The organism is Pseudacidovorax intermedius, assembly GCF_003350475.1.
Classification (GTDB): Bacteria; Pseudomonadota; Gammaproteobacteria; order Burkholderiales; family Burkholderiaceae_C; genus Xenophilus; species Xenophilus intermedius.
Window position 1 is genome coordinate 221,158 of record NZ_QQAV01000009.1, and the last position, 21,033, is coordinate 242,190.

The 21,033-nt window shown below is 65.9% G+C and carries 21 protein-coding genes and 1 tRNA gene; 12 read left to right on the top strand and 10 right to left on the bottom strand.

The window, feature by feature from the left end:
* Positions 1-149 precede the first annotated feature (149 nt).
* A complete protein-coding gene (locus DFR41_RS20790) occupies positions 150-1,526 on the top strand; it encodes a sensor domain-containing protein (protein ID WP_114804112.1) in 1,377 nt (458 codons plus the stop codon).
* Positions 1,527-1,532: 6 nt separating this feature from the next.
* On the opposite strand, the gene DFR41_RS20795 is transcribed toward DFR41_RS20790, so the two are convergent.
* Both DFR41_RS20795 and DFR41_RS20800 read right to left on the bottom strand, forming a co-directional pair.
* Complete coding sequence (locus tag DFR41_RS20795; RefSeq protein ID WP_017756976.1) at positions 1,533-1,781, bottom strand: CsbD family protein; 249 nt, start codon at positions 1,779-1,781, stop codon at positions 1,533-1,535.
* Between the two features lie 179 nt (positions 1,782-1,960).
* A complete protein-coding gene (locus tag DFR41_RS20800; protein ID WP_017756975.1) occupies positions 1,961-2,419 on the bottom strand; it encodes a DUF192 domain-containing protein in 459 nt (152 codons plus the stop codon).
* A gap of 109 nt (positions 2,420-2,528) precedes the next feature.
* Here DFR41_RS20800 and DFR41_RS20805 point away from each other — a divergent pair, with 109 nt between their 5' ends.
* The 10 genes from DFR41_RS20805 to ntrC all read left to right on the top strand — a co-directional run bounded on the left by DFR41_RS20805 (position 2,529) and on the right by ntrC (position 12,809).
* Positions 2,529-3,293 (top strand): pseudouridine synthase, encoded by a 765-nt coding sequence (locus tag DFR41_RS20805; RefSeq protein ID WP_017756974.1) that lies wholly within the window; start codon positions 2,529-2,531, stop codon positions 3,291-3,293.
* A gap of 35 nt (positions 3,294-3,328) precedes the next feature.
* Entirely contained in the window at positions 3,329-4,324 is a 996-nt protein-coding gene (locus DFR41_RS20810; protein ID WP_425326717.1) for a YncE family protein, read from the top strand.
* On the top strand, positions 4,314-5,135 hold the full coding sequence (locus DFR41_RS20815; protein WP_017756972.1) for a polysaccharide deacetylase family protein: 822 nt from the start codon (positions 4,314-4,316) through the stop codon (positions 5,133-5,135). The genes DFR41_RS20810 and DFR41_RS20815 overlap by 11 nt, the downstream gene beginning before the upstream one ends.
* Positions 5,136-5,162: 27 nt before the next feature.
* Entirely contained in the window at positions 5,163-6,146 is a 984-nt protein-coding gene (locus DFR41_RS20820; protein WP_017756971.1) for a sterol desaturase family protein, read from the top strand.
* 50 nt (positions 6,147-6,196) lie between these two features.
* On the top strand, positions 6,197-7,087 hold the full coding sequence (locus tag DFR41_RS20825) for an EI24 domain-containing protein (protein WP_114804113.1): 891 nt from the start codon (positions 6,197-6,199) through the stop codon (positions 7,085-7,087).
* Positions 7,084-7,896: a competence/damage-inducible protein A gene (locus tag DFR41_RS20830; protein ID WP_114804114.1), complete on the top strand. Its 813-nt coding sequence runs from the start codon at positions 7,084-7,086 to the stop codon at positions 7,894-7,896. The genes DFR41_RS20825 and DFR41_RS20830 overlap by 4 nt, the downstream gene beginning before the upstream one ends.
* Before the next feature lie 151 nt (positions 7,897-8,047).
* Entirely contained in the window at positions 8,048-9,463 is a 1,416-nt protein-coding gene (glnA, locus tag DFR41_RS20835) for a type I glutamate--ammonia ligase (RefSeq protein ID WP_017756968.1), read from the top strand.
* Between the two features lie 164 nt (positions 9,464-9,627).
* Complete coding sequence (locus tag DFR41_RS20840; protein ID WP_114804151.1) at positions 9,628-10,125, top strand: hypothetical protein; 498 nt, start codon at positions 9,628-9,630, stop codon at positions 10,123-10,125.
* Entirely contained in the window at positions 10,125-11,201 is a 1,077-nt protein-coding gene (gene glnL, locus DFR41_RS20845) for a nitrogen regulation protein NR(II) (protein ID WP_114804115.1), read from the top strand. Before DFR41_RS20840 ends, glnL begins: the two co-directional genes overlap by 1 nt.
* 24 nt (positions 11,202-11,225) lie before the next feature.
* Positions 11,226-12,809 (top strand): nitrogen regulation protein NR(I), encoded by a 1,584-nt coding sequence (ntrC, locus tag DFR41_RS20850; RefSeq protein WP_114804116.1) that lies wholly within the window; start codon positions 11,226-11,228, stop codon positions 12,807-12,809.
* A 33-nt stretch (positions 12,810-12,842) separates the two neighbouring features.
* Here the strand turns inward: ntrC and xth are convergent, their stop codons facing one another.
* The 5 genes from xth to DFR41_RS20875 all read right to left on the bottom strand — a co-directional run bounded on the left by xth (position 12,843) and on the right by DFR41_RS20875 (position 16,290).
* Positions 12,843-13,622, bottom strand: coding sequence for an exodeoxyribonuclease III (gene xth / locus DFR41_RS20855; protein ID WP_017761695.1), 780 nt, complete (start codon positions 13,620-13,622; stop codon positions 12,843-12,845).
* A gap of 145 nt (positions 13,623-13,767) precedes the next feature.
* On the bottom strand, positions 13,768-14,091 hold the full coding sequence (locus tag DFR41_RS20860; RefSeq protein WP_017761696.1) for a hypothetical protein: 324 nt from the start codon (positions 14,089-14,091) through the stop codon (positions 13,768-13,770).
* 684 nt (positions 14,092-14,775) lie between these two features.
* Positions 14,776-14,866 (bottom strand) — tRNA-Ser (locus tag DFR41_RS20865).
* A 15-nt stretch (positions 14,867-14,881) separates the two neighbouring features.
* Positions 14,882-15,808: an SPFH domain-containing protein gene (locus tag DFR41_RS20870; RefSeq protein ID WP_017761697.1), complete on the bottom strand. Its 927-nt coding sequence runs from the start codon at positions 15,806-15,808 to the stop codon at positions 14,882-14,884.
* A 56-nt stretch (positions 15,809-15,864) separates the two neighbouring features.
* Positions 15,865-16,290, bottom strand: coding sequence for an NfeD family protein (locus DFR41_RS20875; protein WP_114804118.1), 426 nt, complete (start codon positions 16,288-16,290; stop codon positions 15,865-15,867).
* Positions 16,291-16,425: 135 nt separating this feature from the next.
* On the opposite strand from DFR41_RS20875, the gene DFR41_RS20880 reads away from it, so the two are divergent.
* Positions 16,426-18,720, top strand: coding sequence for an arginine/lysine/ornithine decarboxylase (locus DFR41_RS20880; RefSeq protein ID WP_017761699.1), 2,295 nt, complete (start codon positions 16,426-16,428; stop codon positions 18,718-18,720).
* A gap of 45 nt (positions 18,721-18,765) precedes the next feature.
* Here DFR41_RS20880 and DFR41_RS20885 read toward each other — a convergent pair whose 3' ends face one another.
* Genes DFR41_RS20885 through DFR41_RS20895 form a run of 3 tightly spaced genes read right to left on the bottom strand, consistent with a single transcriptional unit; the run spans position 18,766 to position 20,929 of the window.
* Complete coding sequence (locus DFR41_RS20885; protein ID WP_017761700.1) at positions 18,766-19,632, bottom strand: EamA family transporter; 867 nt, start codon at positions 19,630-19,632, stop codon at positions 18,766-18,768.
* Positions 19,629-20,183 carry a phosphonate degradation HD-domain oxygenase gene (locus tag DFR41_RS20890; RefSeq protein ID WP_114804119.1) on the bottom strand — a complete coding sequence of 185 codons (555 nt, stop codon included), beginning with the start codon at positions 20,181-20,183 and terminating at the stop codon, positions 19,629-19,631. Before DFR41_RS20890 ends, DFR41_RS20885 begins: the two co-directional genes overlap by 4 nt.
* A gap of 8 nt (positions 20,184-20,191) precedes the next feature.
* On the bottom strand, positions 20,192-20,929 hold the full coding sequence (locus DFR41_RS20895; protein ID WP_114804120.1) for a phosphonate utilization associated transcriptional regulator: 738 nt from the start codon (positions 20,927-20,929) through the stop codon (positions 20,192-20,194).
* Positions 20,930-21,033: the final 104 nt, after the last annotated feature.

The window sequence follows — 21,033 nt, forward strand, 5'->3', positions numbered from 1 at the left end:
TTCCAAGAAGGCGCCACCATCCAGTGGCGTTTTTTTTCGTCCGCATCACTGCGGTGGTGTGTCTCCATCGGCGGGGCGCGACACGCTCAAGCCCTCCTTCGGGGCGAATGGCGGGACAATGAGCCTCTAGGTTTCAAGCCCGGCTCCCCATGCCCATGCGCGGATTCGTTTCCGAAAACTTTCTGGACCTGCTGCTCGATGCCGTCTGTGCGGTCACGCCGTCGGGTGACTTCGTTTTCGTGAACGCGGCGTTCGAGCGAATCTTCGGCTACGGCACGCAAGAGGTCGTGGGTCGGAACATGATGGAGTTCGTGCATCCGCATGATCGGGCGCCCACCCTGGAGGCCGCCCGTCGGGTGATGCAGGGGCATCTGCAACTCCACTTCGAGAACCGCTACATCCGCAAGGATGGGGGTGTCGTCCACGTGAGGTGGACGGCGCAGTGGGTGGAGAGCGCCGGCCTGCGCGTGGCCGTCGCGCACGACATCACCGAGCTGCATCAGAGTCGCGCCCTGCAGGCGGCGCTCTACGCCATCTCCGAAGCGGCGCATACGGCGCAGGACCTGTTCTCCTTGTTCGAAAGCGTGCACGGCATCGTCGGCACCTTGCTCGACGCGCGGAACTTCGCGGTACTGCTCTTCGATGACGCAAAGCAGCTGCTGCACCCTGCCTACCAAGTCGACGTGATGGGCAGAGCGCCTGGGCCGGTGAGCCCGGCAGATGCGCCCTGGCTGGCGCGTCTGCTTGGCCAGGCGTCGGCCGAGGAGGCGGGCGACTCGCCGCCGGGGCTACTCGCCGCCGCGCTGCCCACGCAGGACGGGCCGATCGGCGCACTGGTTTTGCGCAGTGAGGATCCCGAGAAGGGCTATGGGGCCGCCGATGCCGAACTGCTGCATTTCATCGCGTCCCAGGTGGCGACCGCAATCGAACGCAAGCGACTCCATGTGGGTCTGCAGACCCTCGCCCAACGCGACCAGTTGACCCAATTGCTCAACCGCCGTTCCTTCGTCGAGCGCCTGTCCGCCGCAGTACGCGCGGCGCAGGAGCGCGATTCGGAGCTGTCGTTGCTTTTCCTCGATCTGGACGAATTCAAGCGGGTGAACGACAGCATGGGCCACGCGATGGGCGACCGCCTGCTGCAGTCCGTGGCTGACCGGCTGGGTGCAACGGTTAGGAGCGCCGATGTGTTAGCGCGGCTTGGCGGCGACGAATTCGTGGTGCTGCTGGAGCAGGACATCGGCGGACGCGGCGCCTACCTATTGAGCAGCCGCATCGAGCAAGCCTTCATCCAGCCCTTCGTGGTGGGCGATGCGACCTTGGTGGTACGGCCAAGCATCGGTGCCGCGCGCTTTCCGGCCGATGGGAGAGATGCGGAGGAACTGCTCGGCCATGCGGACGCGGCGATGTATGGGGTCAAACGCCAAAGGGCGGCAAGTCGTGAGCCTGCCGCCCGGGAGCAGGGAAGGCTTGGCCAGAGCACTCCCGCGAGCGCTGCAGCGGAGCCGTTCTATCGGTCGGCAGACTGAAACGCGTCAGCGGCGGGCGCAGATCATTCCCATCAGGAACGCCGCAGCGGCCACGCCGCCGACGAGTCCCAGGGGGTGCTTCACGGCCATTTCGCGGATTTCGTCCAGCGCCTGGCCATAGCTCTGCTGAACAACGCCTTGTGCCTCGCGCATCTTGCCCTCGGCCTGCATGCCCGAGTCATTGGTCATTTCGCCCAGCGCATCCTGGGCCTTGCCCGCCACGCGTTGGAAAGCGCCTTGTGCTTGTTCGAACATCGAAAGATCCTTTGAGTGTTGCCAGGGGCCCGGCTGCCACATTGCCGCCGGGGTCTGGTCCGAAGGATCGTTGGGCTTAGATGGCATCGATGTAGGTGGTGCTCGACGCCCTCGCGTAGTAGGAAGGCGCGGTAGGCTGTCAGCGTCCAGGCGCGCAAGCCTGGGCGCATGGGCGGCGATCAGCGACCGGCCGCGAACGGCGCACCCGCCAGCTTGGCACCTTTGCGCAGACCCTTCTTGGCGAACCAGCCCTGATTCATCTCGAGCACGTAGCGCACCGGTGCCTCGGAGCAGTGGCTGTCGGTGGTCTGCGGCTGCATGTCGGCCAGGTTCACGATGCGGCCGTCGTCGGCCACGAAGGCGGCCGTCAGCGGCACGAGCGTGTTCTTCATCCAGAAGCACTGCACGGCGGGCTCCTCGAACACGAAGAGCATGCCTTCCTGCTGGGGCAGGTTCTCTCGGAACATCAGGCCCGTCTGCCGCTGCTGAGGCGTGGCGGCCACCTGCGCATCGATCCGGTACATGCCGGCCGTGATGGGCACGCGGGGCAGATCGAGTTGCGGCTGCGCGAAGGCGAGGGTGGCGGTCCCGGCGAGCGTGGTGGCGGCGGCAAGGGAGCGGAGAAGGGGATGGAGCATGGCTGCTTCGATGCGGTGAAGAAGGGTGCGTTCCCGGCCGACCCGGGGCGTGCTGCGCCGGATTGTGGTCCAGCGCGCGGATGGGCGTCGACTAACATCCGCGCCCACCATGCAACTGCAAGAACTGCTTTTCAGCCAGGGGTTCGGAACGCGGCGCGTGTGCGCCGGCCTGATCCAGCATGGCCACGTCACGCTCGACGAACAGGCCGTCACCGACGCTGCCTTCGATGTCGACGCCCAGGAAGGTCTTCGCTACACGGTCCAGGGCAAGCCGTGGGAATACCACGCCAAGGCCTACGTGGTCCTGAACAAGCCGGCGGGGACGGAGTGCTCGCAAAAGCCTTCGACCTGGCCTTCGGTCTACACGCTGCTGCCGGATCCGTTGCGCCAGCGGCCGGTCAAGGGCGGTGTGGACGGGGTTCAGGCCGTTGGAAGGCTCGACCAGGACACGACCGGCTTGCTGCTGTTGTCGGACGACGGCAAGTTCCTGCACCGCATGGCTTCGCCGCGTCACCATGTTCCCAAGGTGTACGAGGCCGCGTTGAAGCACCCGCTGGATGAGGCGCAACTGGCGCGGTTGCGCGAAGGCGTGGTGCTCGATGACGATCCCAGGCCGGTGCGGGCGCTGGCCGCCGAGCGGCTGGAGGAGCGACTGCTGCAGTTGACGCTCGACGAGGGCAAGTACCACCAGGTCAAGCGCATGGTGGCGGCAGCAGGCAATCGCGTCGAGGCGCTGCACCGGGCACGTGTCGGGCAACTGCAATTGCCCCCGGAACTCGCGCCGGGCGAGTGGCGCTGGCTTACCGCCGCAGAGGTCGAATCGCTGTTCCAGGTCAAGAAGCTGACCACGAAGTCATCCTCTGCTGGGGGCTGACCGTTAGTATTTTTCGTCCCGCCTCCACAGGTTGAATCTTGCGCGCTCATTCCCTTCGTGCCGGCCGCCTCGCGGCCGTTTTGCTGTCCCTGGCCTGCAGTTGTCTGCCGGGCCTCGCGGCGGCGGCTCCCCCGCCCATCTTCGTGCTCAATTCGCTGGATGCGACCGTGAGCCTGATCGATCCCACCTCCTGGACCGAGATGCGCAGGGTCTCGGTGGGCAAGGAGCCTCACCACATCTACCTGACGCCGGACCAGCGCTCGGTCATCGTGGCCAACTCGGCTGGCGACTCGCTGACCTTCTTCGACCCGAAGACGGGCGAGATCCAGCGCACCGTCAACGGCATCATCGACCCCTACCAGTTGCGCTTTTCCCCCGACATGAAGTGGTTCGTCACCGCCGCGAACCGGCTGAACCATGTCGACATCTACCGCTGGGATGGCAGTAACCTGCAACTGGCCAAGCGCCTCGTCACCGGCAAGACACCCAGCCACATCTGGATTGATTCCAAGAGCACCACGGCCTATGTCTCGATGCAGGACAGCGACGAGCTGATCGCCGTCGACATCCCCACCCAGACCATCCGCTGGCGCACCGCGACAGGACCGATGCCCGCCGACATCTTCGGCATCCATGACGACAAGACACTGCTGGTCGGCCTGACGGGTGGCGAGGGTGTGCAGGTGTTCGACGTATCGGGCCGCGAGCCGAAGGCCGTGGGCATCCTGTCGACCGGCAAGGGCGCGCATGCCTTCCGGGCGGCGGGCGACGGCAAGACGGTGTTTGTCAGCAACCGCGTGGCCAACACCATCAGCCGGATCGATTTCGCCTCCCTCAAGGTGGTGGCCAACTACGCCGTGCCCGGCGGACCCGACTGCATGGATGTCTCCGCCGACGGCAAGCGCCTGTACGTGACCTCGCGCTGGGCCAAGAAGCTCAGCGTGGTCGACCTGCAGGCCGGCCAGCTCATGAAGCAGGTGCCCGTCGGCAAGTCGCCGCATGGTGTCTGGACTCTCGACCATGCGCGCTGAACGCCTGGGCCGTGCCGCGTGCCGCCTGGCCGTCGCTGTCGTGGCTGCAGCGACCGGCGCATCGGTCTTGGCCGCGACGGCAGCCGAGTGCAGCAAGCCGGTCTATCTGACCTTCGACACGGGTCATATGGGGGTGGCTCCGCTGGTGGCCGACGTGCTCAAGCGCCACGACGTGCATGTGACCTTCTTTGCTGCCGCCGAGCGCACCAAGGACGGTGGCGACAGCCTGGACGACCATTGGGCGCCTTGGTGGCAGGCGAGGGCGGCCGATGGCGACGAGTTCGCGTCGCACACCTACGACCATGCCTACTGGCGCGCCGACCTGCCGGACGAGAACGGGCAGAAACGCTTCACGATCCAGCCCTCAGCGGGCCCTCAGACGGGCCAGCGCCTGACCTGGACGGCGGCGCAGTACTGCCAGAACATCCGCAAGTCCAGTGAGCGCCTGGCGCAGATCACGGGCAAGAAGCCGCTGCCGCTGTACCGGGCGCCGGGCGGCAAGACCTCGCCCAAGCTACTGGAGGCGGCGCGTGCCTGCGGCTACATGTACGTGGGTTGGTCGCCTGCGGGCTTTCTGGGCGACGAACTGCCCAGTGACAAATATCCCAACCAGAAGCTGCTGGCCCAGGCATTGGAGCGCATTCGCCCCGGCGATGTGCTGCTGGCGCACCTGGGCATCTGGTCGCGTCAGGATCCATGGGCGCCGGCAGTGCTCGAGCCGCTTGTCACGGGCCTGCAGCAACGCGGCTTCTGCTTCCGCACGCTGCGCGACCATCCCGACTACCGTGCCTGGATTGCGGCGCATCCCTGAATTTCGAACAAGGACGGAGAGCTTGCGATGGACTGGCATGCCTGGCTGACCGACCCCTTCGGCCTGATGCAGCAGTGGCTGTTCGAGACCGTGGTCCAGCCGGTGATGTTCGCGGCCGGCATGGGCAACCTGCTGGAGGATGGCTTCGATGCCACCGGCTGGCTGCTTGTGGGCCTGCTCGAGATCATCGTCATGCTGGCGATCTTTGCGCCCCTCCAGCGCTGGCGTCCAGTGGAGCCGGTGCAGGACCGCCGGGCCGTGCGGGTGGACGTGATCTACACGCTTGTCCATCGGCTGGGCTTGTTCCGGGTCGGGATTTTCTTCGTGCTGCAGCCGCTGTTCGACATGGTGCTCGGCCATGTGCGCGCCGCAGGCTGGGGCACGATGCAGCTCGACGCGCTATGGCCCGGCGTGACCGATCAGCCATGGATCACTTTCCTGCTGTACCTCGTCGTGCTTGATTTCGTCGAGTACCTGATCCACCGCGGGCAGCACACCATCGACTGGTGGTGGCGGCTGCATGCGCTGCACCATTCGCAGCGGCAGATGACGATGTGGAGCGATGCCCGCAACCACCTGCTGGACGACATCATCCACAGCACCATCGTCGTCGTGGTCGCCCAGCTTATCGGCGTCCCGCCAGGGCAGTTCGTCGTCCTGGTGGCGCTGACCCAGCTCAGCCAGAGCCTGCAGCATGCCAATCTGCGGCTGCACTTCGGGCGCGTGGGCGAGCGGTTGTGGGTCAGTCCGCGCTTTCATCGGCTGCATCATGCGATCGGCGTGGGCCATGAGGAGGTGGGCCGCCCCGGTGTGCTGGGCGGATGCAATTTCGGCGTGCTCCTGCCATGGTGGGACATGCTGCTGCGCACCGCCAACTTCGATCTGCGCTATCTGCCCACGGGCGTGCGCGACCAAGTGGAGCCCGATGCCCATGGCCGCCTGCGCGACTATGGTCGCGGCTTCTGGTCGCAGCAGTGGCTGGGCCTGCGGAGGCTGTTGGGGCGTGCCTGACGCATACGGCGCCGGTGGGTGCTTGCGGGCTGCGGTTATGCTGCGCGCCGATGCGTCTTCTCGCTGATTCCTGCTGGCGCGCGGCCGCCTACTGCCTGCATCCGCGGGTCATCCTGCTGTCGCTCGTGCCGCTGGCTCTGATGGTGGCAGCCTCGGTGGGCCTGTCCTACTTCTACTGGGAGCCTGCGGTCGGCTGGATGCGCGGAGCGCTGGACGCCTGGCCCCTGTTGGCCGGCTTCTGGAACTGGCTCCAACGTCTTTTCGTCGGCGATGTCCGCAACCTGCTGGCGCCTCTGATCGTCCTGCTGGCGGCGACCCCAGTGCTCGCGATGGTGTCGCTGGTCGTGGTCGCGGCCTTCATGGCGCCCGCGCTGACGCGTCTCGTGGCCGAGCGGCGCTTTCCCACCCTGGAGAAGAAGCGCGGTGCAGGCATGGTGGCGAGCGTGGTGCGCTCGGTGGCGCTGACAGTGGCCGCCGTGGTGGCCCTGCTGGTGTCGATGCCGCTGTGGCTGGTGCCGCCGCTGGTGCTCGTGCTGCCGCCGCTGATCTGGGGTTGGCTCACCTGCCGGGTGATGAGTTTCGATGCTTTGGCCGAGCATGCCAGTGCAGACGAGCGGCGCATCATCGTGCGCCGCCATCGACTGCGCCTGCTCACCATCGGCATCCTGTGCGGCTATCTGGGTGCCGCTCCGAGCATCGTGTGGGCCTCTGGGCTGGTGTTCGCGGCGGCCTTCTTCATCCTGATTCCCGTGGCGATGTGGATCTACACGCTAGTCTTCGCCTTCTCAGCCCTGTGGTTCGCCCATTACGCGCTGGAAGCGCTGGCGCAACTGCGTCAGGAGGCGTCTGCCGCCGCGCCACCCACCTTCCTTCCGCCCGCCGACCCGCCGCCCGACGTGGCTCCGCCGGCCCTGCCTTCCTTCCATCCTCCTGCAGCATGAGTTCCACTGAAAGCCCCGCCTTCGGTCTGATCATCGTCGGCGACGAGATCCTCTCGGGCAAGCGCACCGACAAGCACATGGCCCGCGTCATCGAATTGCTCGGCGCGCGGGGACTGTCGCTCGCGTGGGCCGAATACGTCGGCGACGATCCCGCGCGCATCACGGCGGCGTTGCGGCGTGCATTCGAGGGGCCGGACATCGTTTTCTCCACAGGTGGCATCGGTGCCACGCCCGACGACCACACGCGCCAGTGCGCAGCTGCGGCGCTCGGCGTGCCCCTCGCTCTCCATCCAGAGGCCGCCCAGCTGATCCGCGAGCGGATGCAGGACACCGCGCGTGAGCAGGGCGTGCCCTACGAGCCCGACCGCGCCGACAACGTGCATCGCCTGAACATGGGTGTGTTTCCGCAGGGTGCGTCGATCATCCCCAACCCATACAACAAGATCCCGGGTTTCAGCGTCCACGATGTCCATTTCGTGCCGGGCTTTCCAGTGATGGCGTGGCCGATGGTCGAGTGGGTGCTGGATCGGCGCTATGCCCATCTGCGCCGAGAGGTGGCGATTGCCGAGCGCTCGCTGATCGTTTTCGGTGCGATGGAGGCCAGCCTCACGCCCCTCATGGAGGCGCTCGAAAGCGAGTTCACGGGCATCAAGGTATTCAGCCTGCCCAGCGTGGACCACCCGCAGTACGGGCGACATATCGAGCTCGGCGTCAAGGGCGATACGCGCCAACTTGAACCGGCGTATGCACGTCTCAAACGGGGTTTGTCTGATTTTGGTGCATCGATTGGCGCAGAATTGGTGCGTTAGGCTGCTGTGCATCATATCGGTGCATTTGCTGTAACCGGCAGCATTGAGAAGTGCTGCGGTTGCCTCTTGGGCAGACGAATGAAAATGGCATAGAACCTGCGTTCGTCTTACCCGCAAATTTCGTCAACCCTTCCATCCCCAGGAGAACCTGATGGCAAAGACCGTCGCCGACGTCATGAAACTCGTCAAGGAAAACGAGGTCAAGTTCGTCGACTTCCGATTCACCGACACCCGCGGCAAGGAACAGCACGTCACCGTGCCGGTTTCCGCCTTCGACGAAGACAAGTTCACCGCAGGTCATGCCTTCGACGGTTCCTCGATCGCCGGCTGGAAGGGCATCGAAGCCTCCGACATGCAGCTGATGCCCGATCCGAGCACGGCCAACATCGATCCCTTCTACGAAGAGACCACGCTGTTCCTGCAGTGCGACGTGCTCGAGCCCGCCGACGGCAAGCCCTACGACCGTGACCCGCGCTCTGTCGCCAAGAAGGCCGAGGCCTACCTGAAGTCCACCGGCCTGGGTGATACCGCCTACTTCGGTCCCGAGCCCGAGTTCTTCATCTTCGACAACGTGCGCTGGAGCAACGAGCCCGGCCGCGTCTTCAGCGAGATCGACGAGTACGAAGCGCCCTGGAACAGCGGCGCCAAGATGGAAGGCGGCAACCGCGGCCACCGTCCCACCACCAAGGGCGGCTACTTCCCGGTTCCCCCGGTCGACAGCACGCAGGACATGCGCGCCGAGATGGTCCTGGTGCTGGAAAGCCTGGGCATCCCCGTCGAAGTGTTCCACCATGAAGTGGCTGGCGCCGGCCAAAACGAAATCGGCACCAAGTTCTCGACTCTGGTCGAGCGCGCCGACTGGACGCAGGTCCTGAAGTACGTGGTCTGGAACGTGGCCAACACCTACGGCAAGACCGCCACCTTCATGCCCAAGCCCTACGCCGGCGACAACGGCTCGGGCATGCACGTTCACCAGTCCATCTGGAAGGACGGCAAGAACCTGTTCGCCGGCGACGGCTATGCCGGCCTGTCCGACACCGCCCTGTACTACATCGGCGGCATCATCAAGCACGCCCGCGCGCTGAACGCCATCACCAACCCTGGCACCAACAGCTACAAGCGCCTGGTCCCCGGCTTCGAAGCCCCGGTGAAGCTGGCCTACTCGGCCAAGAACCGCTCGGCCTCGATCCGCATTCCCTTCGTCGCCAACCCGAAGGGCCGCCGCATCGAAGCGCGCTTCCCCGATCCCTCGGCCAACCCGTACCTGTGCTTCTCGGCGCTGCTGATGGCCGGCCTGGACGGCATCGAGAACAAGATCCACCCGGGCGAAGCCGCCACCAAGGACCTGTACCACCTGCCGCCGGAAGAGGATGCGCTGGTCCCCACCGTCTGCCACAGCCTGGACCAGGCGCTCGAGTACCTCGACAAGGACCGTGCCTTCCTGACCAAGGGCGGCGTGTTCACCGATTCCATGATCGATGCCTACATCGACCTCAAGATGGGCGAAGTCACGCGCTTCCGCATGGCCCCGCATCCGGTCGAGTTCGACATGTACTACTCGCTGTGATCTTCTCGGGCGCCTCGGTGCCCGGCGATATCGCAAACAAGGACGGCCCCGGCCGTCCTTTTTCTTTGGTGCGGGAACCGGCCTGTCGGCCCGTCTTCCAATTGCAAGACAATGCGGCGCGGCATCTTCCTGCCGCGCCAAGCCCTTTCTCTGCGTCCGTGATGATGAAACCCTACCTGCCTTTTCTTGTCCTGCTCGGTTTGGGCTGCTCTTTCGGCGTGCAGGCGCAGGAGCGCATCTGGCGGTGTGGCAACGAGTACACCAACAACGCTGCCGATGCGCAGCGCCGTGGCTGCAAGGTGGTCGAAGGCGGCAATGTGACCGTCGTGCAAGGGACGCGGCCCGCTGGCGCGTCCACCCCTTCGTCCACCGCCTCTCCGCGGCCCACCGGCAGCGGCCCTCGCGTCGATTCGCCAGAGCAGCGGGCGCGCGACAGCGACGCCCGTCGCGTGCTGGAAGGCGAACTGCGCCGGCTGGAGGCGCGCCAGTCCGAACTGATGAAGGACTACAACAACGGCGAGCCGGAGAAGCAGGGCAGCGAGGCGCGCAACTACCAGAAGTACCTGGACCGCGTGGCCGAAATGAAGGCCGAGATTGCGCGCAACGAGGCCGACCTGGCCAGCCTGCGCCGTGAACTGGACCGCCTGCCGGCGTCGCGCTGATGGCCTTCGGTACGGTCGCGCGCGCCAGCAAGCGCTTCCAGGCCTTCGACCTGCTTGCGACCCTGGTGGTGGTGATCCGCCATGACGGCACCATCGTCTTCGCCAATTCGGCCCTGGAGGACGCGCTGGGTACGTCGCGTCGCACGCTCGAAGGCGCAGCGCTGGGCAACTTCTTCGTCGATGCCGGAACCTTGCGCACGGCCATCGATGGTGCCCGCACCAACGACTTCGCCACCCTGCGCTACGAGGCGCAGTTGCGCCGTGGTACGCAGGAGCCGCTGCCGGTGCAGGTCACGCTGGCCCAGACGGACCGCAAGGCCGAACTGCTGCTGGAGATGTCACCGCAGGAGCAGCAGGTGCGGCAGGACCGTGAGGTGCGGCTGCTCGACCAGGCGCAAGCCAACAAGGAGCTGATCCGCAACCTCGCGCACGAGATCAAGAACCCGCTCGGAGGCATCCGTGGTGCGGCGCAGTTGCTGCAGATGGAGATCGAGTCGCGCGACCTCATCGAATACACGCAGGTCATCATCCACGAGGCCGACCGGCTGCAGTCGCTGGTGGACCGCTTGCTGGCTCCGCACCGGCGGCCGCACGTGGTCGGCGACGTGAACATCCACGAAGTCTGCGAGCGGGTCCGGTCGGTGCTGCTGGCCGAGTTCCCGCACGATCTGGAAGTGGAGCGCGACTTCGACCCGTCCATTCCCGAATTCCGCGGGGACCGCGAGCAATTGATCCAGGCCACGCTCAACATCGCCCACAACGCCGCCCAGGCGCTCGCGGAGCGCCGCGCGGCGGGCGATGCACGCATCACCTTCCGCACGCGCATCGCCCGCCAGGTCATCCTCAACAAGCAGTGGTGGCGACTGGCACTGGAATTGCATGTCATCGACAACGGCCCGGGCGTCCCGGACTCGATCAAGGACCGCATCTTCTATCCGCTCGTCTCGGGCCGGGAAGGCGGAACCGGATTGGGCCTGACGCTGGCGCAGACCTTCGTGCAACAGCACCATGGGGTCATCGAATGCGACAGCGTGCCCGGCCGTACCGACTTCACGATATTGATACCGCTGCCGTAGCAGGAAAGGACAACAAGGAGCTGCATGAAGCCGATCTGGATAGTGGACGACGACCAATCGATACGCTTCGTGCTTGAAAAGGCGCTGTTGCGAGAGGACCTGCCGACGCGCAGCTTCACCAATACCCGCGAAGTCCTCGCCGCGCTCGAAGCCGCCAACGACGACGAGATGCAGGGACCGCAGGTGCTGGTCAGCGACATCCGGATGCCGGGTGGTTCGGGCCTGGACCTGCTCGACAAGATCAAGCAGAAGCATCCCGGCCTGCCGGTCATCATCATGACGGCCTTCTCCGACCTGGACAGCGCCGTGTCGGCCTTCCAGGGCGGCGCCTTCGAATACCTGCCCAAGCCCTTCGATCTGCCGCGCGCCGTCGAACTCATCCGCCGCGCGGTGGACGAGAGTCAGCGCGAGGAGGTGGCCGAGGAGCGCATGCAGGCCACACCCGAGATGCTCGGCCAGGCGCCTGCGATGCAGGACGTGTTCCGCGCCATCGGCCGCCTGTCGCAGAGCAATGTGACGGTGCTGATCACCGGCGAATCGGGCTCGGGCAAGGAACTGGTGGCGCGCGCGCTGCACAAGCACTCGCCGCGGTCGAACGGGCCCTTCGTGGCCATCAATACGGCGGCGATCCCCAAGGACCTGCTGGAGAGCGAGCTCTTCGGCCATGAGCGCGGCGCCTTCACGGGCGCACAGACCATGCGCCGCGGCCGTTTCGAGCAGGCCGACGGCGGCACGCTCTTCCTCGACGAAATCGGCGACATGCCCTTCGACCTGCAGACGCGCCTGCTGCGCGTGCTGTCGGACGGGCACTTCTACCGGGTGGGCGGGCACAACGCGGTCAAGGCCAATGTGCGTGTGATCGCGGCCACGCACCAGGACCTGGAGCAACGGGTCAAGCAGGGCGTGTTCCGCGAGGACTTGTTCCACCGCCTCAACGTCATCCGCCTGCGGCTGCCGGCCTTGCGCGAGCGCAAGGAGGACGTGCCTTCGCTCACGCGTCACTTCCTGCAGCAAAGTGCCAAGCAGCTGGGCGTGGAGCCCAAGCGCATCTCCGATGCGGCCCTGTCGCAGCTGTCGGCCTTCAACTTCCCGGGCAACGTGCGGCAGCTGGAGAACATCTGCCATTGGCTCACGGTGATGGCGCCGGCCCAGCTGATCGAGCCTAAGGATCTGCCACCCGAGGTGCTGTCGAACGCGGCGTCGGAGGCGGGCCTCGGCGCGGGCGCACCGCTGCAGGCGGGCGTGCCGTCCGTCACGACGTCGGTGGAGGCGGCCGCCTTCGAGCCTGCCGCTGGCGCTGCCGCGGCAATGCCGGTGTCCATGCCAATGGTCGCAACTGCTCCAGCGGCGACGCCCATGGCGACGGTGGCCACGGCTGCAGCGGCCAGTTGGGAGCAGGGGCTCGACGCCGAAGCGCAGGCCATGCTGGCGTCCGGTCAGCCGGACGTCTGGGATGCGCTCTCGCGGCGCTTCGAATCGCATCTCATCCTGACCGCGCTGTCCTTCACGCGCGGGCGCCGCATCGAGGCGGCGCAGAAGCTCGGCATCGGCCGCAACACCATCACGCGAAAGATCGCCGAACTCGGGCTGGATCAGGACGACGCCTGATCGCGTCCGGCCCTGCCGGCCTTCGGTACAAGCTCAGCCGCCCAGCTCCATCACCACGGGGGCATGGTCGCTGGGCTTTTCCCATTTGCGCGGCACGCGGTCGATGGTGCATGAGCGCACCTCGGGCACCAGCGGCTCGCTGACCAGGATGTGGTCGATGCGCAGGCCGCGGTTCTTCTGGTAGCCGAGCATGCGGTAGTCCCACCACGAGAAGCTTTTCTCGGGCTGCTCGAAGAGGCGGAAGCCGTCGACCAGGCCCAGTTGAAGCAGCGCCTGGAAATGCTGGCGCTCTTCGGTCGTGTGGTGGATTGTCTCCTTGAGTCCTACCGGGTCGTAGCTGTCACGATCCTCCGGCGTGATGTTGAAGTCGCCCAGCAGCACCAGCCGCGGATGTGCGGCCATCTCGGCGCGCAGCCAGTCCCGCAGTGCGTCCAGCCAGCGCATCTTGTAGGCGAACTTGTCGGAGCCCGGCGCCTGGCCGTTGACGAAGTAGCCGTTGACCACGCGCAGCGGGCCGGTGGGCGTGTCGACGGTCGCGCTGATCACGCGCGAATGCTCGTCCTCGAAGCCGCCGATGTTGCGCTGGATCTCGCGCAGCGGAGACAGGCTCAGCAGCGCGACGCCGTTGTAGGTCTTCTGGCCGAAGCTCGCCGCCTCGTAGCCGGCGGACTTGAGCACCTCCAGCGGGAACTTGTCATCGGTCATCTTGAGTTCCTGCAGGCACAGGAGGTCGACGGGGTTGGCGATCAGCCAGTCCAGCACATGCTGCAGGCGGGCCGTGAGAGAGTTGACGTTCCAGGTGGCGATTTTCATGAGGCGACGTTGATCCCAGTCGGTCAACGGGTTGAGGTGGCGGGTGAGCACGGGCCAGCGGCGAGCCGAATGAGGCGTCCTTAGCGTGCCGGCCCGCCATCCTATCGGCAGGCGTGCCGGTCGTGCGGCAGCGAAGGCCTCCAGGTCACGGCGGATCGTTTTCCCACGGGAAGAGCTTGGAGCGCAGGGCCTGGACGGCCTCCGGGGTGTGGGGCGACGCGGCATCCTGGAGGGAGCGCACATAGGCCCGCAGATGTTCCCTGGAGCCATCCGGCAGCGATCGCCCCGTCTCGGACTTTTCCAGGTGGCCGTTCAGGTAGTGGTCGAGCAGGAACTGGCAGTCTTCGTGCCGGGGGTGGGTCGAAATGATGGCCATGAGGGCGAAGAGCAAACCCCGCCGTTCAAGTCGCATCGTCAGTACTTCGTTGCGCAGCGTGTTGAGCTTGGCTGCGAGTTCATCATTGGTCATGCCTTGGCCATTGCCTCGGAGTTACGGGGCGGCCATTCTTTCGGGCAGTTCTTGCCCCACGCACCACGGGCGTTTCAACGGGCGGGGCAGGGCGTCTGCAGGAGTGGCTCAGCCCGTGGTGGCGCCGTGCCTTCAGGTTGCGGCAGTGCGAGGAATCAATAGGCGGGCGCGGATTCACGCGTGAGTGCCGGTGCCTCACCGCGAACGATCCTGGACGGCTGCGCGTGCCGGGTCGTGTCTGGCAGCAGGAGGCCTCGCGGGGCGACTGTCAGGGCAACCTGCGCACTCTGGCGCGAGGTGGATCAGACTTGGCGTTTGCGGGCAGAACGCTCGCGCAGACGTCCGAACGCAGCGTTCCGCAACTTCAGCAGATAGCTGCGCTTGGCACCCTCGGACATCTTGGATTGGAAAAGGTGCCGGAGATCGCCTCCTCCGGATTCCGTGGATCCCCCGCGCGGATCCGAACCCCCATCACCCGCGCCGCTGTTTGACCTGCTGTCCATGCTGTTGCGCTCCTTACGTGCTGTTTCGCGATTGTGAACGCGCCCTCTTTGCGCTGTAAACAAAAGTGTGCGCAAAAATTAAGGCAGTCGACAATTGCGCAAAAGCCGAGCATCTGTAAGGAGCAGATGCCAGCGCTGCAGACATAAAAAAACCCGTTGCGCGTGCAACGGGTTTCGTATTTGGCGGAGCAGGCGGGATTCGAACCCGCGGTGGGCTATTAACCCACACACGCTTTCCAGGCGTGCGACTTAAACCACTCATCCACCGCTCCGTGGAGCCCACGATTCTAACCCGGATTTGAGCCGCTGCGGCCTGCGCGAACCATCTGCATCGCCGAGGCGATCAATCCGGCGGTGTCGGTCATGTTGCTCGGCACGATCAGGGTGGTCTTGGCGTCCGCCGCGACCTTGCTGTAGGCATCGACGGCGCGTTCGGCGACCTTCAACTGCACGGCTTGATCACCGCCTGGCTGCCGGATGGCGGCCGCGATGCGCTCGATCGCGAGCGCAGTGGCCTCGGCCACCGCGGTGATGGAGGCGGCCTCGCCCTGTGCGTTGTTGATGGCCGCCTGCTTCTCGCCCTCGGAGCGAGCGATGTAGGCCTCGCGTTCGCCAGTGGCGATGTTGATCTGCTCCTGGCGACGGCCCTCCGAGGCGGCAATCAGGGCCCGTTTCTCGCGTTCGGCCGTGATCTGCGCTTGCATGGCGCGCAGGATCTCCGCCGGGGGCGTCAGATCCTTGATCTCATAGCGCAGCACCTTCACGCCCCAGTTGAGCGCGGCCTCGTCGATGGCGGCCACGACCTGGGCGTTGATGATGTCGCGCTCCTCGAAGGTCTTGTCCAGTTCCAGCTTGCCGATCACGCTGCGCAGCGAGGTCTGCGCCAGCTGGGTGACGGCAACGATGTAGTTGGAGGAGCCATAGCTCGCCCGCATCGGATCGGTCACCTGGAAGTAGAGGATGCCGTCCACCTGCAGCTGCGTGTTGTCGCGCGTGATGCAGATCTGGCTGGGCACATCGAGGGGAATCTCCTTCAGGCTGTGCTTGTAGGCCACGCGGTCGATGAAGGGGATGAGGAAGTTGGGCCCCGGCGTCATCGTGCTGTGGTACTTGCCCAGCCGTTCACGGACCCAGGCGTTCTGCTGGGGCACGAACTTGATGGACTGCCAGATGAAGATGACGGCGATGACGAGGATGACGACGGCGATTTCCATGGCAGTTCGATGAAGTGAGATTGAAAGGTTCCGCGAGCTCGGGGCAGTCCCGATGATCAGAGCGGCTCCAGCACAAGACGGTTGCCCTGCAACTCGACGACGCGGTGCGCTCCCGGCTGGCCGCGGCCGCCGGCGCGGAGCACGGCCGTCCATTGCGCACCCCGGTGACGCACGAGCGCCGTGCCATCCGCGAGCCAGGCGTCAACCTGCACGCGTTCGCCGATGTCGAGGTTCATGTCGGGGCTGGCCTGCGGCGGCGGTCCAGCGGGGCGCGCGCGCTGCTTGAGATACCAGGCGCCCACCGTGCCCACGCCGACCACGGCGGCCACGACCAGTTGGACGGGCAGTGCGGCACCCAGATGCGCGGCAACGGCTGCAGCTGCGAAGGCCACGGCCGTCAGCAGAAGGTAGATGGTGCCGGAGACCAGTTCCAGCGCGACGGCTGCACCGGCCAGCAGCCACCAGAGCGTCGATTGAGCCATGGACGAGTTCCTACAGCAAAGAGGTGGCGGGAAGCCCCACATTCTGGGGCACGCCGCGTGACGCGGCCGTCATTTGAATTCCTTACACTTCGCGCCTTCTTTGCGCACCCCCCAAAAGCCGGAGCCCGACAGCCCATGAAATTCCGCTTTCCCATCGTCATCATCGACGAGGACTTCCGCTCCGAGAACACCTCCGGCCTGGGCATCCGCGCCCTGGCCCAGGCCATCGAAAGCGAGGGCTTCGAGGTGCTGGGTGTGACCAGCTACGGAGACCTGTCGCAGTTCGCGCAGCAGCAGAGCCGGGCGAGCGCCTTCATCCTGTCGATCGACGACGAGGAATTCACCATCGGCCCGGACCTCGACCCGGCCGTGCTGAACCTTCGCACCTTCATCGGCGAGGTGCGACGCAAGAACACCGATGTGCCGATCTACATCTACGGCGAGACCAAGACCAGCCGGCACCTGCCCAACGACATCCTGCGCGAGCTGCATGGCTTCATCCACATGTTCGAGGACACGCCGGAGTTCGTGGCCAAGCACATCATCCGCGAGGCCAAGAGCTACCTCGAGACGGTGCAGCCGCCTTTCTTCAAGGCGCTGATCGACTACGCGGAAGACGGCTCCTACTCGTGGCACTGCCCGGGCCACTCCGGTGGCGTGGCCTTCCTCAAGAGCCCCATCGGCCAGATGTTCCACCAGTTCTTCGGCGAGAACATGCTGCGCGCCGACGTCTGCAACGCGGTGGAGGAACTGGGCCAGCTGCTGGACCACACCGGTCCGGTGGCCGCCAGCGAGCGCAATGCGGCGCGCATCTTCAATGCCGACCACTGCTTCTTCGTCACCAATGGCACGTCCACGTCGAACAAGATGGTGTGGCACCACACGGTGGCGCCGGACGATGTGGTGGTGGTGGACCGCAACTGCCACAAGTCGATCCTGCACGCGATCATCATGACCGGCGCGATTCCGGTATTCATGAAGCCCACGCGCAACCACTACGGCATCATCGGCCCGATCCCAAAGAGCGAGTTCGAGCCCGAGGCGATCAAGGCCAAGATCCGCGCCAACCCGCTGCTCAAGGACGTCGACGCCGACACGGTCAAGCCGCGCGTGCTCACGCTCACGCAGTCCACCTACGACGGCGTGATCTACAACACCGAGACCATCAAGACGATGCTCGACGGCTACGTCGACACGCTGCACTTCGATGAGGCCTGGTTGCCGCACGCGGCCTTCCATCCCTTCTACGGGCCGTATCACGCCATGGGCAAGCGCCGCGCGCGACCCAAGGAATCGCTGGTCTTTGCGACGCAGTCCACGCACAAGCTGCTGGCCGGCATCAGCCAGGCCAGCCATGTGCTGGTGCAGGATTCGCAAAACCGCCAGTTGGACCGGGACCTCTTCAACGAGGCCTACCTGATGCATTCGTCCACCAGCCCGCAGTACGCCATCATCGCCAGCTGCGACGTGGCCGCCGCCATGATGGAGCCGCCCGGCGGCACCGCGCTGGTGGAAGAGAGCATCCTCGAAGCCCTGGACTTCCGCCGCGCCATGCGCAAGGTGGAAGAAGAATTCGGCAAGGACGAATGGTGGTTCAAGGTCTGGGGTCCGGAACACCTGGTCGACGAAGGCATCGGCCGCGCCGACGACTGGATCATCAAGGGCGAGACCCGCGCCGGCAACGGCGGCAAGAAGAATGGCGCGCGCAACTGGCACGGCTTCGGCAAGCTGGCCGACGGCTTCAACATGCTCGACCCCATCAAGTCGACCATCGTGACGCCCGGCCTGGACCTCGACGGCAAGTTCGCGCCCACCGGCATCCCGGCGAGCATCGTCACCAAGTTCCTGGCCGAGCATGGCGTGATCGTGGAGAAGACGGGCCTCTACAGCTTCTTCATCATGTTCACGATCGGCATCACCAAGGGCCGCTGGAACACGCTGCTGACGGCGCTGCAGCAGTTCAAGGACGACTACGCCCGCAACCAGCCCATGTGGCGCATCCTGCCGGAGTTCTGCCAGCAGCATCCCGTCTACGAGCGCATGGGGCTGCGTGACCTGTGCCAGCGGGTGCACGAGCTGTATGCCAAGTACGGCATCGCGCGCCTGACGACCGAGATGTACCTGTCGGACCTGGAGCCGGCCATGAAGCCCAGCGAGGCCTTTGCCCATATCGCGCACCGCAAGACCGAGCGCGTGGAGATCGACCATCTCGAAGGCCGCATCACCACCAGCCTGATCACGCCGTATCCGCCGGGCATTCCGCTGCTGATCCCGGGCGAGGTCTTCAACAAGAAGATCGTGGACTACCTGAAGTTCGCGCGCCAGTTCAACCTGGAGTGCCCGGGCTTCGAGACCGACATCCACGGCCTGGTGGCCCGCGTGGACGAGAAGGGCAAGAAGCGCTACTACGCGGATTGCGTCAAGCGCTGAGCCTGCGCTCAACGGCGCGCAGCCCTGGTGCGCTGCGCGCCCGCATCACCCGAAGCGCAGTGCCATCACGCCGCCGACCACCACGGCGGTGCCGAGGGCGCGCTGCAGGCCGAAGCGCTCCCGCAGCCACAGCGTGCCAATGAGCGCGGCGAAAAGCACCGAGGTCTCGCGCAGTGCCGCCACCACCGCCACGGGCGCCCGCGTCATGGCCCAGAGCGCGATGCCATAGCTGGCCAGCGAGGCCGCCGTGCCCAGCCACGCCACACCCAGGCGGCCACGCATGTAGGCGATAGCATCACGCCGCCCTTGCGGGCCGCGCCGCCACAGCACCAGCAGCATGAAGGGCAGGCCGTCGAAGACGAAGAGCAGGGCGACGTAGGCGGCGGCGTTGCCGCTGGCCCGCACGCCGAGGCCGTCGATCACGGTGTAGAGCGCGATGATGCAGGCGTTGGCCAGCGCGAAGCCCAGGGCCTTACCGCGGTGCCCGGACGTGTGCAGATGACCGGGTGACAGGCCGAGCGTGAGCACACCCACGCAGATGCCGGCCACACCGAACCATGCGAATACCGAGAGACGCTCGCCCATCACGGCAAGGCTGCTGAGGGCCACCAGCAGTGGCGCACTGCCGCGCATCACCGGATAGGCCAACCCCAGGTCGCCGTGCTTGTACGCGCCGGCCAGGGCCACGTAGTAGCCCACATGGATCACCACCGAGGCGGCCAGATAGGGCCACGAAGCGGCGGCAGGCAGGCCGGTGAAGGCCAGGATGGGCAGCGCGATAAACAGTCCAAGACTGTGGATCAGCGCCGTGTCCAGCGACTTGTCCGACGCCGACTTGATGAGTGCATTCCAGCTGGCATGGAGCACGGCGCCGAACAGCACGGCCAGCGCGACGGGGCCCGTCAGCGTCATGCGCCTGGGGCCAGCATACAGCGACGCGCGCGCGCCAGATAGTGCGGCAGGTCGGGAGTGGCGAGGTCGGCCTGCTTGGCCGTGTCGTCCCACAGCCGCAGGCGGACCGCCTCCTGGGCGTGCGGGCGCTGCATGAAGCGCATGGCTTCTTCGTCGCTGAATACCCCGCCCTGTAGAACCAGGCTGCGCTTGGAGTCGTCCGAGAGCGCGGCCCAGTAGTCCGGACGGGTCGCGCACAGATAACGCTTGGCATCGACATGCCAGGCAATGGCGTCAAGGACGCGGTCCGGAAAGAGCCCGCGCAGGAAGGGCAGGGCATGGAACTGGTGCCGGTCGTCGATGCCGCGCAGCGTCGGCGTCTCGCCCTGGTCATTGAGCAGATGGCCGATGTCGTGCAGCAGCGCGGCCGTGACGAGCGCGTCGTCGGCACCTTCCTGCTCGGCCAGGCAGGCGCTCTGCAACGCATGTTCCAACTGGGTCACGGGTTCGCCGCTGTACTGCTCGGCGCCGCGGCGCGCGAAGAGGTTCTCGATGTCGTGCAGGGTCAGCATGGCGGGCCTCAGGGCGTGGCGAGCGAGGCAGCGCCGCTGCCCGTGGTCGAGCCGCGCTGCTTTTCCCAGTTCAGCCGCGTGCGCTCGCGGCTGTTCATGACGTGCTGGTACATGGCCTGGCCCGCCGCCTCCGGGTCACCGGAGGCGATGGCCTTGAGGATGGCGCGATGCTCGCGCGAGTAGACGGCCATCGATTCGTCGGTGAGGTTCTGCCGGCGGAACAGCGACAGCTCGTTCACCAGCTTGCGGTAGGTGGCGACCAGCTTGGCGTTGCCGGCCAGCTCCAGCAGGCGGTCATGGAAGGCGAGGTTGAAGCGGTGGTAGTCCTTGGCATCGCCCGCTTTCACCGCCTGGTCCATGGCCTCGACCAGCTGCCGCAGTTCGCGCACCTGGGCCGGGGCGGCCGTCTCGGCCAGCTTGCGGCCCACATAGAGGTCCATCACGGCACGCACCTCGAAGATCTCCAGCGCTTCCTCGATGGGGACGTCGCGCACGAAGACGCCGCGGTTCTTCTCGGTGCGCACCAGACCGCCTTCCTCCAGCATGCGGAAGGCCTCGCGCACCGGCCCGCGCGAGACGCCCAACTGGTCGGCCAGCGTGGCCTCGGTGAGCTTGGCGCCGGGGCCGAGCTCACCATCCAGGATCATGCGTTCGATCTCGGCCTGCACCACATTCGCCAGCGAATGGCACTGAAGCTGTGCGATGACGGGATGGGAAGAGACCTTCTTGGCAGGGGCGGCAGGCATGGCGCGATGGTAGGTTCGAGAGCGTAGATTGTCTACGATCTACAAAGAACAATAGACAAAGAGGTGGAGCAGGCCCCGATTTTGCTTGGCGACCGTGTCACGAA